8 protein-coding genes and 1 tRNA gene are annotated in these 15,439 nt (G+C 70.1%); 6 read left to right on the top strand and 3 right to left on the bottom strand.

Annotation, left to right across the window (positions count from 1 at the left end):
* The first annotated feature begins 17 nt into the window (after window positions 1-17).
* Together nudC and AMS65_RS07065 are read left to right on the top strand one after the other, a co-directional pair.
* Window positions 18-1,004, top strand: coding sequence for an NAD(+) diphosphatase (gene nudC / locus AMS65_RS07070; protein WP_053383464.1), 987 nt, complete (start codon window positions 18-20; stop codon window positions 1,002-1,004).
* Window positions 994-2,682 carry an ATP-dependent helicase gene (locus AMS65_RS07065; protein ID WP_053383463.1) on the top strand — a complete coding sequence of 563 codons (1,689 nt, stop codon included), beginning with the start codon at window positions 994-996 and terminating at the stop codon, window positions 2,680-2,682. The genes nudC and AMS65_RS07065 overlap by 11 nt, the downstream gene beginning before the upstream one ends.
* Here the strand turns inward: AMS65_RS07065 and AMS65_RS07060 are convergent.
* Window positions 2,579-3,535: a hypothetical protein gene (locus tag AMS65_RS07060; RefSeq protein ID WP_053383462.1), complete on the bottom strand. Its 957-nt coding sequence runs from the start codon at window positions 3,533-3,535 to the stop codon at window positions 2,579-2,581. The two genes, AMS65_RS07065 and AMS65_RS07060, sit on opposite strands and share 104 nt — an antisense overlap.
* Before the next feature lie 211 nt (window positions 3,536-3,746).
* Window positions 3,747-5,150 (bottom strand): zinc-dependent metalloprotease, encoded by a 1,404-nt coding sequence (locus AMS65_RS07055; protein WP_053383461.1) that lies wholly within the window; start codon window positions 5,148-5,150, stop codon window positions 3,747-3,749.
* Window positions 5,151-5,288: 138 nt separating this feature from the next.
* Here AMS65_RS07055 and AMS65_RS07050 point away from each other — a divergent pair, with 138 nt between their 5' ends.
* Window positions 5,289-6,380, top strand: coding sequence for a YlbL family protein (locus tag AMS65_RS07050; protein WP_053383460.1), 1,092 nt, complete (start codon window positions 5,289-5,291; stop codon window positions 6,378-6,380).
* 153 nt (window positions 6,381-6,533) lie between these two features.
* Entirely contained in the window at window positions 6,534-9,590 is a 3,057-nt protein-coding gene (locus tag AMS65_RS07045) for a UPF0182 family membrane protein (protein ID WP_053383459.1), read from the top strand.
* A gap of 437 nt (window positions 9,591-10,027) precedes the next feature.
* Here the strand turns inward: AMS65_RS07045 and AMS65_RS07040 are convergent.
* Window positions 10,028-10,101: transfer RNA gene (locus AMS65_RS07040), tRNA-Met, on the bottom strand.
* Between the two features lie 160 nt (window positions 10,102-10,261).
* Here AMS65_RS07040 and AMS65_RS07035 point away from each other — a divergent pair.
* The gene (locus AMS65_RS07035) at window positions 10,262-13,663 is read left to right on the top strand and encodes a hypothetical protein (protein WP_053383458.1); all 3,402 of its coding nucleotides are present in this window, start codon (window positions 10,262-10,264) and stop codon (window positions 13,661-13,663) included.
* 254 nt (window positions 13,664-13,917) lie between these two features.
* Complete coding sequence (locus AMS65_RS07030) at window positions 13,918-15,438, top strand: trypsin-like peptidase domain-containing protein (protein WP_053383657.1); 1,521 nt, start codon at window positions 13,918-13,920, stop codon at window positions 15,436-15,438.
* Window position 15,439 lies beyond the last annotated feature (1 nt).

The following is a 15,439-nucleotide window of genomic DNA, read 5'->3' as shown; positions in this document are numbered from 1 at the left end:
TCACGAGAGGAGAAGCGATGAACCCCGACAGGCCTCCGCTGGCGCGCGGCGCCCTCGACCGCGACGCCGTCACCCGGTCGGAGCCCCGGCGTCTGCGCGACGCCTGGGCCGAGCCCGGCGCTCGGCTGCTGCGTCTGCGCGGCGTGGAGATCCCGGTGCGGCGGGAGGAGGGGAGGCTGCGGCTTGCACTGCTGCCGACCTCGGGCGACTACACGCTGGCCGATCCGGCCACGGGGGAGGCGCGGAACCTCTATCTCGGCCGGATGGCGGGGGATCCGGTGTTCGCGATCGCCGACGGCGACGCGGCGGGCATCCCGGATGGAGCCCCACCGCGCGATGCCTCCGGCGGCTCGGGTGCGGGCGACCCCGCAGCCGGCTGGGACGACGAGGAGTGGCGGCACCCCTTCGAGGTCGGCGGCGAGCTGAGCGACACCGAGCGCGAACTCGTGGGGGTCGCCTCCGCCCTGCTGCGGTGGCACGAGAGCGCGGCGTTCTCGCCGCGGGACGGCTCGGCGACCGCGCTCGAGTACGGCGGCTGGGCGCGACGCGACGGCCACGGGGGAGAGCTGTTCCCGCGCACCGACCCGGCCGTGATCGTGCTCATCGAGCACGGCGATCGGGTGCTGCTCGGTTCGAACGCGCTGTGGGAGACCGGTCGGTTCTCGCTGCTCGCCGGCTTCGTCGAGGCGGGCGAGTCGCTGGAGCAGGCGGTGGCGCGCGAGGTCTTCGAGGAATCGGGGGTGCGCCTGGGCGAGATCGAGTACGTGACGTCCCAGCCGTGGCCGTTCCCGAGGTCGCTCATGCTCGGGTTCCGCGCCCGCCTCGCTAGAGATGCCGACCCCGCTGAGCTGCTTCCGGACCCCGAGGAGATCTCGGAGCTTCGCTGGTTCACCCGCGCCGAGCTGCGCGATCCCGTGCCGGGCATCACGCTGCCGATGCCGCTCTCGATCGCGCGCTGGATGATCGATCGCTGGGTCGCGGAGGGCGACGCCCGTGGCGAGTGACGGCGACGAGGTGCTCGACGGACTCGATCCCGAGCAGCGGGAGATCGCGGAGTGCCTGCGCGGCCCGGTCGCGGTGCTCGCCGGCGCCGGCACGGGGAAGACCCGCGCCATCACGCACCGGATCGCGCACGGGGTGCGGACCGGCGTGTACGCCGCGGATCGTGTGCTCGCGGTCACCTTCACCCGCAAGGCGGCGGGGGAGCTGCAGGGGCGGCTGCGCGGTCTCGGCGCGGAGGGCGTGCGCGCGCAGACTTTCCACGGCGCAGCGCTCGCCCAGCTGAACCACTTCTGGCCGCAGCTCGTCGGCGGAGCCGCCCCCAAGATGCTGCCGGGCAAGGTCGCGGCCATCTCGCAGGTGGTCGAGAGCCTCGGACTTCGGCTCGGCGGCGAAGCGCTGCGCGACGTGGCCTCCGAGATCGAGTGGCGCAAGACCTCGATGCTCGGCATCGACGCGTACGAGTCGCGGGTGGAGGAGCGGCCCGTGCCGCTCGGTCTGACCCGGGAGCAGCTCGTCGATCTGCACCGGGGTTACGCATCGCTGCTCGAGGAGCGCCGGCAGATGGACTTCGAGGACGTGCTGGTGCTGCTCACCGGCATGCTCGAGAGCGAGCCCCGGGCCGCGCTGCAGGTGCGCGAGCGCTACCGCTTCTTCACCGTGGACGAGTTCCAGGACGTGTCGCCGCTGCAGCACGCGCTGCTCCGGGTGTGGCTCGGCGATCGGGACGACGTGTGCGTCGTGGGAGACGCGAGCCAGACCATCTACTCGTTCGCGGGGGCCTCGAGCTCGTATCTGCTGCGCTTCGGCGCGGAGTACCCGCACGCCCGGCAGATCCGCCTCGAGCGCAACTACCGCTCGACCGAGCCGGTCGTGCGACTCGCGAACCGCCTGATGCGCGACCGTCCGGGAGCGCTCACGCTCCAGGCGACCCGCACGGAGGCGGTGCGCCCCGAACTCGCGCCGACCTTCGAGTGGTTCGCGAACGAGCACGACGAGGCCGAAGCCGTGGCCGAGTCGATCGCGGGAGCGCTGCGGGCGGGCACTCCGGCATCGGAGATCGCGATCCTCTACCGCACCAACGCGCAGTCGGCGCGCTTCGAGGCGGCGCTGCAGCAGCGGCGGATCAGCACCCGCGTGCACGGCGCCCAGCGCTTCTTCGACCGCGCCGATGTGCGCCAGGCGGTCATGCTGGTCAGGGGCGAGGCGAAGGTCGCGGACTCGCGTCCCCTCTTCCAGATCGTCAGCGACGTGCTGCGGGCCGGGGGCTGGACGGCGAAGGCTCCCGAGGGCGCCGCGGAGCGCGAGCGCTGGGAGGCGCTCGGAGCGCTGCTCTCCCTGGTCGACGAGATGCCGGCCGGCGCGGGGATCCGCGAGTTCAGCGAGGAGCTGGTGGCACGCCAGCGCACCCAGCACGAGCCCACTCTCGACTCCGTCACGCTGAGCGCGATCCACGCGGCGAAGGGCCTCGAATGGTCGCTCGTGCACGTGGTCGGACTGAGCGAGGGGCTCCTGCCGATCGCCCACGCGAGCGACGAGGCGGGCATCGACGAGGAGCGGCGGCTCTGCTACGTCGCCTTCACCCGCGCTCGGGATGTGCTGCGGCTGTCGGGAGTGGAGGGGGGCGCCCGCTCGGCGCGCCAGCCGTCCCGCTTCGTCGCGGAGGCCGGGCTGCTGCACTGAGCGCGCAGCCGCACTCGGGGTGCGGGGCGACGAACTCGAGGATCGGTGCGCCGTGCACGAGTCCGCGGCGCACCGGGATGGTGAAGCGCTTCGTGTGAGCCGCGGGATCGCCGGAGAGCCACTCCCGCACGAGCAGCCCCGCGAAGGCGGCGGCCATGTGTGCGCTCGCGACGGTCTCGCTGCGCGGCGTGCGGCCCGAGAGCTGGGCCGCGAGAACGGGGTAGGCGGCATCCCGGCGGAGGAACGCCAATGTGATGCAGCTGTGGCACGGGCGTCCGCACTCGCCGATCAGCGGACCGACCTGCACCGCCCCGTCGGTGAACCGCACGAGCAGGTGCGGCACACTCTCGATCAGCCAGCGCTGCGCACGCTCGAGGGGCTCGAGGAACCGCTCGACGTAGACCGCGAGATCGTGTCGTGCGCTCGGTGCCGCTTCGTCCCCGGGAGAGCGGGGACCGGATGTCTCGTCCCCGGGCACGCCGTCGAAGGTGCACAGCCCGGTGGCGATGAGGGCATCGCGCAGCCCGGGGGGCTCTCGGCCGTCATCGCTGAGGACCGTGCGCAGCAGCCTCGGGCGCGCTCGCGGAGCAGTCGGAGCACGCTCCGTGAGGAGCGCAGGAGCGAGTTCTTCGAGCAGGCGCCGGGCCTCGCGCGGCGCGACGCCCGCGCGACCGGTCTCTCTGAGGAGCCGCTCCCGGGGAACCCCGGAGATGAGCCTTCCGATGAGCCGCTGCGCGCCGACAGAGGGGTTTCGCACCCTGGTGCGCGCCTGCTCGAAACCGATGCGCAGCGTCTCCGGATCCTCCCAGCAGAGCGGGAGGTCCGGGTGGATCCGGGTGATGAACTCGTTCATGACTCGAGTCTGGACGACGCAGCGGCCTCGATCGCGGTTATCCACAGAAATGGTGATCGGTGCGGTGGCGCGGGCCGTTCAGGAGCGCTTGTGAGCGAAGCGCTGAGGAGGGCTGGGAGACGAGCGCCGGCGGGAGTCGGTACAGGGGCAGAGCCGCCGACCGCCGAGGATCGGCGAAACCATCGCCGCGTCGCCCGGCAGCAGTCGGCGCTCAGGCCCCGTTGTCGGCTCTGCCGTCCTCGCCGCCCTCGTGCGGGGGCAGCTCGCCGTCGAGCAGCTGGGCGAGCGCGGCATTGAACTCGTCGGCCTCGGCATCGGGGGCGGCGCCCGCCAGCCCGAGACGCTCCAGCAACCGCGCGGGGTGATCGAGCTCCTCGGAGCTCGGCAACAGGTCCGGGTGCGCCCACAGGCCGTCGCGGGTGGCGACATCGCTGCGCTCGGCCACGAGGCGCCACAGCGCCGCGGCCTCCCGCAGCCGCCGCGGTCGCAGCTCCAGCCCCACGAGCGCGGCGAAGGCGTGCTCCGCCGGCCCGCCGGTCGCACGGCGCCGGCGCACCATCTCGGCGATCGCGTCGGCACCCGGCAGGCGCTTCGCCGCGTCGGCGGTGACCACATCCACCCAGCCCTCGACGAGCGCGAGCATGGTCTCGAGACGTGCGTGCGCCGCCTCCTGCACCTCGGTCTTCGGCGGAATCAGCGCGCCTCCCGCGATGATCTCCTGGATCTGCTCGGGATGCTCCGGATCGATCTCGCGCGCGAGCTCCTCGATGCGGTCGGTGTCGATCCGGATCCCTCGCGCGTAGTCGGTGATGGCGGTGAGCAGGTGCAGCCGCAGCCACTTGGTGTGGCGGAAGAGCCGCGCGTGCGCCAGCTCCCGCACCGCGAGATAGAGGGTCACCGCCTCCGCATCCTGGTCGAGGCCTTCGGCGAATGCCGCGACTCCGCCGGGAAGGAGGGCGCCGCCCTCGCGTCCGGCTCCGGAGAGCAGCGGGATGCCGATGTCGCCCGCGGAGACGACCTCCCCCGAGAGCCTGCCGACGATGGTGCCGAGCTGCACGGCGAACAGCGCACCGCCCACGCTGCGCAGCATGGGCGTCGCACCCTGCAGCGCCCCGCTGAGCTCCTCGGGCATCTGGCTCTGCAGCGCTTCCATGAGCGCTCGTGTGATCGACTCCGCGACCGGCTCAGCGAGCCCCACCCAGGTGTTCATCGACTGCTGCACCCACTCGATGCGCGTCAGCGTGCGAGGGGCGTCGGGCGTGGTGCCCAGCTCGGTCGCCTCATCGAGCCAGAGGGCCGCCACCGGGAAGGCGCGCTCGGCGGGAGCGCTGTCCGCCGGCGCGGCGCCGTCGCCCGCGACCTCGATCGCGGTCCGTCGCGCAGCCGACCAGTCGATCCCGTCGCCGGGGTGCTGCATAGCGCCCTGGAGCGTGCTGAACAGGCCCTGCAGGGCCTGCGGATCGATGGGCAGGCCAGCGGCCTTCGCGAACTGCTCGGGATCCATGCCGGCTCCGGGCTGACCGCCCGAGAGCATATTGCGCAGCATGCGCTGCAGCTCTTCGAAATCGTCGCTCCGGCCCTGATCGTCCGCACCGTTCTGGTCGTTCACGCTCATTCCCGTTCCTCCGGTCGTCCGTTGTCGACAACGCTACGGCACCCCGGTCAGATCCGCCTGCTAGATTGACCGTCGCTCGGCGATTTCCGTTGCGCCGACTGCGAACAGCGGCGCCGAGCGGCGAAGGGACGGTAGCGGGTGGACGACGAGAGCATCGAACGGCGCAGATCGCGCGTACTGCTCGGGATCGCGATCCTCACCTGCGCCATGCTGCTCGCGGCAGTGGTGCCGTCGCCCTATGTCATCGAGCAGCCCGGCCCCGTGGTCGATGCCCTCGGCGAGGTGCGGAGCGACGAGCAGTCGACCCCGGTCATCACCATCGACGGCGCCGAGACCTATCCCACCTCGGGTGAGCTGAACCTGCTGACGGTCTCGATCCTCGGCAACCCCGACCAGCCGAAGAGCTGGCTGTCGGTCGTGCCGGCCCTCTTCGATCCCGCGCAGCGTGTGGCTCCCGTCAGCGAGTTCTATCCGCGAGGCGTGACGGTCGAGCAGCGCGAGACCGAGAATGCGGTGCTGATGGGGTCGTCGCAGACGCAAGCGGCCGCAGCCGCGTTCCGCGAGGTCGGAGAGGACGTGGGTGTCGAGCTGAGCGTCGCGGGCGTGTCCGAGAACGGTCCCGCAGACGGGGTGCTCAAGAGCGGGGATCGACTCGTGAGCCTCGACGGACGCGAGATCGAGGACTTCAGCGCCCTGCGCCGCGGCATCGCCGACGCGGGCGCCGGCACCGAGGTCGGGATCGGGATCGTGCGCGATGGGGAGCGTCGCGAGGTGCGGCTCGCCCCGCGGCTGCCGGAGGGAGGGACGGAGCCGCTGATCGGGGTGACGATCTCCAGCGCCTATGAGCTGCCGGCCGAGGTCGATATCAGCCTCTCGCACATCGGCGGCCCGAGCGCTGGCCTCGTGTTCGGGATCGCGATCCTCGACCGTCTGACGCCCGGCGAGATGCTCGACGGACGCACCGTGAGCGGTACCGGGACCCTGACGGATACCGGCGAGGTGGGAGCGATCGGCGGGCTCGCGCAGAAGATGTGGGCCGCGGACCGAGCCGGCAGCGAGCTGTTCCTGATGCCGGTCGACAACTGCGCCGATCTGCCCGATCGGCGCCCCTCCGGGCTGCGGATCGCACCGGTGGAGTCGCTCGGCGAAGCCGTCGAGGCGATCGCCGCGCTCACCGCGGGAGAGGAACCGGCGGGGATCGAGCGCTGCGACGCGCACGAGGGGGAGTAGCGGCGCGAACGAGGGGGAGTGAACGGCGCGCACAGCTGCGCTGTGCCTTGAGCGCCTTGCCGGGGTTCTTGTCAGGGGCGACCGATAGGGTGGTACGGACCCCGCCCGGCACCCTTCGAAGGGTGCACTCTGGACAGGAAGAACTACAGAGACGTGACCGACCAGAACGCACACGCTCCGGCCCGTCAGCGCCGACTATCGCCGCTCGCCATCACCGTGATCCTGGTGGTGGTGCTGATCCTCGGCTTCCTCGCCGTGGCAGCGGTGCTCGCAGAGGTGATGTGGTATCGCCAACTCGGATACCTGCCCGTGCTGACCACCCAGTGGATCGCCGCGGGGGTGATGTTCGCGATCGGATTCGTCGGCATGGCAGTGCCGGTCTTCTTCGCGATCGACATCGCCTATCGCAAGCGCCCCGTATACGCCCGTCTCACCGCGCAGCTCGATCGCTATCAGGAGCTGTTCGAGCCGTTGCGCCGCCTCGTGAAGTGGGGACTGCCGGCCGTCGTCGGCCTCTTCGCCGGCTTCAGCACCGGCACGCAGTGGCAGCGCGCGCTGCTGTGGCTCAACGGCGAGAACTCGGGTCAGCAGGACGCCCAGTTCGGGCTCGACATCTCGTTCTTCCTCTTCGACCTGCCGATGCTGCGCGGCGTCGTCGGCTTCGCCTCCGCGGTGGTGCTGATCTCGCTCATCGCGGGGGTGGCGACGAGCTACCTCTATGGCGGCATCTCCTTCTCGGGCCGCGACGTGCGGGTCTCGAAGGCCACCCGCATCCAGGCGGCGGTGCTCGCCACCGTGTACCTGCTGCTGCAGGCGGCGAGCCTGTGGCTCGATCAGTACGGAACGCTCACCGGGACCAACGGGCAGTGGACCGGCGCGCTCTTCCAAGACGTGCACGCGGTGATCCCCGGCAAGCAGATCCTGGCCGGCATCGCCATCATCGTGGCCGTGCTGTTCCTCGTCACCGCCTTCACCGGCAAGTGGCGCCTGCCGGTGATCGGTACCGCGCTCTTCCTCGTGTCGAGCATCGTGCTGGGTGTCGGCTATCCGTGGGCCGTGCAGCAGTTCCAAGTGCGTCCCGACGAGAAGAGCCTCGAAGCCGAATACATCGAGCGCAACATCGAAGCGACTCGCGCCGCCTACGGCATCGACGATGTACAGGTCGAGCGCTACGACGCGGTGACCGACGCGGAGCCCGGCGCGCTCCGCAACGATGCGGAGACCACGGCCAACATCCGCATCATCGACCCCGAGGTCGTGTCGCCCACGTTCGCCCAGCTCGAGCAGATCCGTCAGTACTACCAGTTCCCCACCTCGCTCAACGTCGATCGCTACGAGATCGACGGCCGCGTGGAGGACACGGTCTCGGCGATCCGAGACATCGACATCAGCGATCAGAGCGGCTGGTTCAACCGCACGCTCGTGTACACGCACGGCTACGGCCTGGTCGCGGCCTACGGCAACCAGCGCTCGCCCGGCGGTGAGCCGGTATTCCTCGAGAACGGGATCCCCACGAGCGGAAGGCTCGGCGAGTTCGAGCCGCGCGTCTACTTTGGCATGAACTCGCCCGAGTACTCCATCGTGGGCGGCGAGCGGGACAAGCCGATCGAGCTCGACTTCCCCGCAGACGCCGAGAGCACCGCCGAGGCCACGGCCGACGATCCCGAGCCGGCCGAGCCCGGGAGCGACGAGGCGGCCGCAGACGAGACCGCGACCGAGGAGGAGGCTCCTGCAACTGAGGAGGCTCCTGCAACCGAGGAGGAAGTGATCGAGGAGGCCCCCGCGGGTCGCCAGAACATGACCACCTTCTCCGGTGACGGTGGTCCCACGCTGAGCAACCTCTTCACGAAGCTCATCTACGCGCTGAAGTTCCAGGACATGGAGGTGCTGCTGTCGGGCGCCGTGGTCGAGGGATCCCAGATCCTCTACGACCGCAACCCCGTCGAGCGCGTGCAGAAGGTCGCCCCTTACCTCACGGTCGACAAGTCCCCCTACGCCTCCGTGGTCGATGGGCGCATCGTCTGGATCATCGACGGCTACACCACGTCCGCCGACTATCCCTACTCGCAGCAGAACGACATGAACGCCCTCACGGTCGATTCGGACAACGAGCGAACCGACCCGATGCCCAAGACGATCAACTACATCCGCAACTCGGTCAAGGCAACCGTCGATGCGTACGACGGCTCGGTGAAGCTGTACGCCTGGGATGCCGAGGATCCGCTGCTGCAGTCGTGGGGCAAGATCTTCCCGGGCACGCTCGAGAGCGTTTCCGAGATGAGCGGTGACCTGCTCAGCCACGTGCGCTACCCGAGCGATCTGTTCAAGGTGCAGCGCGCCGTGCTCGGCCAGTACCACGTGACCGACTCCGACGCCTTCTACTCGGCCGAGGACCGGTGGCGCACGCCCGATGACCCGGTGTCGAGCAGCGCGGCAGGCGCGGTGAAACGCGCCCAGCCGCCGTACTACCTGACACTCGCGGCCGGAGCCAACGCCGCGCCGAACTACTCGATCTACTCGACCTACATCCCGGACCAGCAGGGTGAGGGCTCGCGAGACATCCTCACGGGCTACCTCGCGGCGAACTCCAATGCGGGCTCCGACGAGGGTGAGGTCTCCGAGGAGTACGGCACGCTCAAGCTGCTGACGCTGCCGAAGGGCAACCCGATCCCGGGCCCCGGTCAGGTGCAGAACAGCTTCACCACCGACTCCGAGGTGTCGCGCCTGCTCAACATCCTGCGTCAGGGCGAGAGCCGCGTCATCAGCGGCAATCTGCTGACCCTGCCGGTCGGCGGCGGCCTGCTGTACGTGCAGCCGGTCTACGTGCAGGCATCGTCGGGCACCAGCTTCCCGATCCTGCAGAAGGTGCTCGTGGCCTTCGGCGATCAGATCGCGTTCGAGGACACCCTCGACGAGGCGCTCGACTCCCTCTTCGGCGGCAACTCGGGTGCCAATGCCGGAGACGGCGGCGTCGAAGTTCCGGAGTCGCCGGATGACACCGGGGAAACGGGTGAGACCGACGAGCCCGCCGGTGAGGATGAGCCGAGCGGTTCGAGCGGATCCGAGATGGATCTGGACGAGGCGCTGCGAGAGATGCAGGAGGCCATCAAGGACCGCGACGAGGCGATGCAGTCCGGTGATTGGACGGCGTACGGCCGAGCCGATGAGCGCCTGCGCAGAGCGCTTGAGGCGGCTCTGCAGGCCGAGTAGCCTGCACGCCATACGACGGCCCGGTTCCCGCGAGGGAGCCGGGCCGTCGTGCGTTGTGCACCGCTCGGCGTTGTGGACCGCTCGGTGTGCTGCTCGCTGCACCGCTCACGCGAGGCCACCCACCCGACATTCGCGCGTCAGTAGATGTCACCAAACCGGAGAAATGGCGGCAACTACTGGCGCGCGTAGGGGAGAGACCACCGGGCGGTTCGACATGCCCACGCCCATCCACGCGTTTCTGCCGACAACCCCCGTGTATCCGATAGGTCCGGATCGGCGCTCCGCTCACAACTGAGCGCGAACGCACTGGGTGCAAAGATTCTTCGTCGGTGGGGTGCCTTCGATCACGACCACTGCGGTGACCGGAGATGGGGACATGCGAAAGACCCCTGATCCGGATTTCTCCTGATCAGGGGCCTTTCTGTGTCGCGTTTCCGTTGCGGGGGCAGGATTTGAACCTACGACCTCCGGGTTATGAGCCCGGCGAGCTACCGAACTGCTCCACCCCGCGGCACAAGAATTAACTTTAGCACGGATTCTGCGTCGATGCGAATCGAGCCGCAAAATCGCTTGTGGACGGTCGAAACAGGCGGATCCGGGGAGCCTGCAGCATCGATTGAGGAGCGCCAGTACGCGGCGTTCTCGAGCGATTCGCATCAGGAGGCACGAACATGACCAGACCCAATCCGGGACGACCCGCCCGCGGCGCTGCAGCCCCGCGCACGCTCGTTCGAGAACGCGTCAGACGGCTTCTCCGGAGAGTGGCGGGAGCGACGGCGGCCAGCCTGCTCGTCGGGGGCGCAATCGTCGCGGTCGACTCGGCTCCGGCGGAGGCCCTGCCGCGAGGCGAGAGCGTGAGCTTCTCGGGCGGCCTGACGATCTCGAACTTCATCATGCCGAACGGGAAGCGTGCCTACTGCATCGAGGTATCCATGAGCGAACCGTCTGGATACGTCGGAGCGGCCGGTCGGGTGAGCGTGCTGCCGGGCCGAACCGGGCTGTTCTCGTCATGGGGTGATCCCGCCGGTATGCGGCAGATGAACTACCTCATCGACCGTCACGGCCAGAACGGCGATGCGTGGAGTGCGGCGGCCGTGCAGCTGACGATCTGGCGCATGCGCGAGAACTTCCGCAGCGGCAACGCCCAGCTGAACCAGAAGATCGCAACGCTGCAGGGATCGCAGCGGGGACGGGATCTCATCGCGACCTCCGACCGGTTGTATGCCGAGGCGAAGCAGCAGGCCAAGGCGCCGACGACTCCCACGCCCGTCACGGGCAGGCTCCAACTCGGTGCGGATCCCGGAGGACACGAAGGACGGTTCAGAGTGGCGTATCCGAAGGGCACCACATCGTTGACGGTGCAGGGAGGCACGTTCATCCGGAACGGCGCGTCCAAGATCGCGGTGTCCGCGAGTGAGGCATCCGCACGATACATCCAGCTGCGTGCGGGAGCGCAGAAGCTCGAGGTCTCCGGAGCGTGGGTCTCGACCGGTGCCCCCGGCTGGGAACCGCAGCTCGACGTCTACGCGACCACCGCATCTACGGGAGGAAGTGGCCAGCGGGTGGCCGTCGCCACCGGCAGCTCCAAGCGGCAGGACCTCGCCGGCGTGTTCGCAGCGGTGTCGACGGATACCCGTGAGTGGGCTCCGCCGACCGCCTCATCGCTCGCCGAACCCTCCGCCGAGGTCGGCGGCACGATGACGGACGTGCTGATCGTCACTCCTCCGCGGGGCAAGGAGCTGCAGATGTGGCCGAACGCGGAGGCCGACTTCACGGCCTACTTGCTCCCCGAAGCGGGCGCTCAGAAGTACGACGATACGTGGCAGCCGATCCTGGGCGAGGCTTACGAGGCGCAGGCGGAGGATCCGGAGAGCGGGGAACCGCTGTGGTCGGAGTGGTGGGCGGCGCCGGACGGCAGTCCGCTCGAGGACGCCGACGGAGAGCGGATCCCCGTGACCGACGCCGACGGCAACCCCAGCACGGGCGTCGCGGCGGACGGCACCGCCTACCCCGCGCCGCAGCTGGACGAGGCCGGCCAGCCTGTTACGGATGAGAGCGGTGCCCCGGTCTATCTCACCGGGAGGGATCCCGTGCTGGAGCAGCGACGAGATCCCCTCCTCTGGAGTGCGGAAGAGATCGGCGCGATGAGCGCCGCGGAGCGCTGCGTCGCTCAGCCCGTCCACCGTCAGTCCGGAATCCCGGTGCCGGGAGCGGGGCACTTCCGCACGGAGCCGGTGCCCGTGCGCAGCTCAGGAACGATCCACTGGGTGGAGCGGGTGCTATCGCGCGGCGCCGTGGTGCACCAGGGCAGGTGCGGCGTCCCGAACGAGACCACTCGCATCGGGCAGCCGGGGGTGGTGACGCGCGCGCTGCCCGATGCGGTGGTCGGTGAGGAGATCTTCGACGTGGCGACGCTCTCGGGATCGTTCTCGCCCGAGGCGGAGTACTCCATCAGGTTCGAGGCGTACCGTGCGCCGGGTTCGGACGAGACCGACGCCGGCGCCGACGGGATCGTGCCGGCTGAGCCGAGCTGCTCAGCCGAGAACATCGTGTTCCGATCTCCGTCGATGCCCGTCGCCGGGCCCGGTGAGGTGCGCTCTCCCGGGTTCGCCGCCCGCTGGGAGCACGGCACCGTGATCTGGTGGGTCGAGACCCTGTTCGTCGACACCGGCGACGGCCCGCAGGTCGTGCATCGCGGCGCGTGCGGACTCGAGAACGAGACGACCCGCATCGGCCGGCCTGCGGTCGAGACCGAGGCTGTGCCGACCGCGGTGGCCGGAGACCGGATCTTCGATATCGCGAAGGTCTCCGGGCAGCTCGAGGCGAACGAGGAGGCTCGCTGGGAGGTCTCCTTCAGCGGCTATCGAGAGCGCTACGAGACGGCAGCGGGCGACGCCGAGGAGAACGCGGATGAGACGCGGATCGCTGGGAGCCCCGTGTGCGCGGACGACAACAGATTGTTCGAGCTGGACGCGATCGAGGTGGCAGGGCTCGGCGAGGTGCGCTCCGACGAGGTGCTCGCGCAGCCCGATTGGGTCGGCGCCGTCTGGTGGGTGGAGACGCTGTGGCTCGTGCAGGGCGACGAGCGCCTCGCCGTGCACGAGGGCGAGTGCGGGCTTCAGCACGAGACCACCGTGATCAGCGCTCCCGAGGTCACGACCGAGGCGAGCGAGTTCGTGGCCGTGGGCGATCGCATGAGAGATACCGCGATCGTCTCGGGCGAGCTGAGTGCGCGCGAGGGGGTGACTCATGAGGTGCTGTTCGAGGGGTATCGCGGCGACGCGAGTCGCACCGGGACCGACGCCGCCGAGTGCGTCGATGAGAATCGACTGTTCACCACGGACGCAGTGCCGGTGAGCGGACCCGGCGAGGTGGTCTCTCCCGAGGTGACCGCGCTGCCGGAGTACGGCGACACCATATGGTGGGTGGAGACGCTCGTGCTGCGGGAGGGGACGGAGTCGCTGGTGCTGCACCGGGGACGCTGCGGTCTGCCGAACGAGACGACCACCGTGCAGTATCCGGAGGTGCGCACGGAGTCCGCGGGCACGGTGACCGTCGGCGAGGACATGTACGACGTCGCGATGGTGACCGGCGTGCTCTCGCAGCGGGAGGACATCGAGTTCAGGGTGGTGTTCGCCGCCTACGAACGACCGGCGTCAGGAGCGATGAGCTGCGCTCCGGACACGGAGATCGAGGATCTCGGCGACGCCGAAGGGGTGGTCGTTCGCGGGCCGGGACGGTACGAGTCCCGGCACGTGCGCACGACGGAGGCGCACATCGGGCTCGGGGGATACGTCGAGACCCTCGTGATGATCGAGCAGGGGGAGACTCACGTGGTCCGCGTCGGGGAGTGCGGTGCTTCGAGCGAGGCGTTCGAGGTGCTCGCGAAGGATCCTGCGACCCCGCTGCGCCCGCCGCTGGCGTCGACCGGAGGTTCCTCCGCGCAGCCGTTCCTGCTCGTGTCCGGGATCCTGCTCCTCGCCGCAGCGCTCACCGCTGCGCTGGTGCATCGGCATCGCGGCCGCCGTGCACGGGTGCGGGAGTGCCGCGACATGGCAGAGGCGCTCGAGTGACCGGAGTACCCTCGGAGGCGGATGCGCGCTCCGCGCGAGCGCGCACCCGCCTCCGATCTGCAGATCACATGCAGTGCTCGCAAACGTAATTCATAGCTTGACGGACCAGGCTGGAACGCACGAGAAGGGAGCTCCCCATGACCAACACCCCCGAGTACGACCAGCAGGGCTCATCACGCGACGCCGAAGCCCGCGAAGGGACTGCGCCCCAGACGCACGGCCCGACCCCGCCTGCGGGGAGCCCGGGCGCACCGGTGCCCGCGAGCGCCGCGCCGTCCGCCGCACCGAATGAGGCGCCGTCTGCCGCGCAGGCCGCGCAGCCGTTCTCTCAGACGCAGCCGACCGCGCCCCTGCCCGAGTCGGTCGCGGGGAACGACTACCGATCGCCGTTCGGCGGGGATCCCGCCCCGCAGCCGCCGACGTACGCGCAGCAGCACGGAACTCCGGCGCAGGTCCCGGCCGCACACGGAGCCCCGCAGCCGCAGCCGTCGCCGCAGCAGCACTACTTCCCGGGGGCGGCGGTGCCGGCGCAGTCCACCGCGGCCGCGCATCCGGCGCAGCCCAAGAGCCGCACGGGAGCGCTGCTCGCGGGGCTCGCGATCGGTGCGCTGCTCGGCGGTGTGGTCGGCGGCGGTGTGGCGGCGGTCGTCGCCTCGAACGTGACCCCGCAGACGGTCGCGCAGGGCGGCGGCGGAGCGATCACCCTCAACAATACGGACAACGCCACCGCGATCTCCGGCGTCGCCGCCATCGCGACTCCGAGCGTCGTGACGCTCGAGGTCTCGAGCGCGAGCGCCGGCGGCTCCGGATCCGGGGTGATCTACCGCGAGGACGGCTACATCATCACCAACGCGCACGTCGTCACCCTCGATGGCGCGGCGACGAGCGGGGCCCAGATCCGCGTCAAGCTGAGCGACGGCCGCATCCTCGACGGCGACCTGGTGGGCGTCGATCCCTACGCCGATCTCGCGGTGGTCAAGGTCGACGCCGAGGGGCTTACTCCGGTTCAGGTGGCCGACTCGGATCAGCTCGACGTGGGCGACCTGACGGTTGCGATCGGTGCCCCGCTCAACCTCGCCAACACGGTGACCAGCGGTGTGGTGAGCGCGCTGAATCGCGGCATCTCGGTCGGCAGCCCCCTGATCCCGCAGGATCCCACGCCGCAGGAGGACGATGGCCAGGGCGACGGCTACGGGTTCCCGTGGGACTTCCGCTTCGGGCTTCCCAACGAGGACCAGGGGCAGTCCCAGCAGGCCGCGGGCGGTACCGTGACGCTTCCCGTGATCCAGACCGACGCCTCCATCAACCCCGGCAACTCGGGCGGCGCGCTGCTCAACGGCAGCGGTGAGCTGATCGGCATCAATGTTGCGATCGCCTCGGCCGCGAGCGCCAACGGCACGGCGGGCAGCGACGGCCTCGGCTTCGCGATCCCCGCCAATCTCGCGACCCGGGTCGCCGACGAGATCATCGCGGGCGACCAGCCCTCGCACGGACTGCTCGGCGCAACGGTCGCGGACTCCACCCAGGACACCGATGAGGACGCCAACCACGCCGGCGGCCTGCTGGTCGAGCTCGTGCGCGGCGGTGCGGCCGATGAAGCCGGCCTGAAGTCGGGCGACGTGATCACGGCGGTCGACGGCGTTGCCGCGGTGGACGGCACCTCGGTCTCCGCGCTGATCCGCATGCACGCCGGCGGCAGCACGATCACGATCGACTACACGCGGGGCGGTGAGGCCGGACAGACCGAGGCCACGCTGGGCACCCTCGAGTGGTGAC

This window comes from Leucobacter celer subsp. astrifaciens (assembly GCF_001273835.1).
In the GTDB taxonomy this organism is placed as follows: domain Bacteria; phylum Actinomycetota; class Actinomycetes; order Actinomycetales; family Microbacteriaceae; genus Leucobacter; species Leucobacter celer.
Note: the sequence above shows the minus strand (reverse complement) of the source record. Positions and strands in the feature narration are given on the sequence as shown.

Excerpts from the sequence above, each read along its gene's own strand:
- nudC (WP_053383464.1), top strand. The coding sequence starts at position 18 with ATGAACCCCGACAGGCCTCCGCTGGCGCGCGGCGCCCTCGACCGCGAC.
- AMS65_RS07060 (WP_053383462.1), bottom strand. The coding sequence starts at position 3,535 with ATGAACGAGTTCATCACCCGGATCCACCCGGACCTCCCGCTCTGCTGG.
- AMS65_RS07055 (WP_053383461.1), bottom strand. The coding sequence starts at position 5,150 with ATGAGCGTGAACGACCAGAACGGTGCGGACGATCAGGGCCGGAGCGAC.
- AMS65_RS07035 (WP_053383458.1), top strand. The coding sequence starts at position 10,262 with ATGACCAGACCCAATCCGGGACGACCCGCCCGCGGCGCTGCAGCCCCG.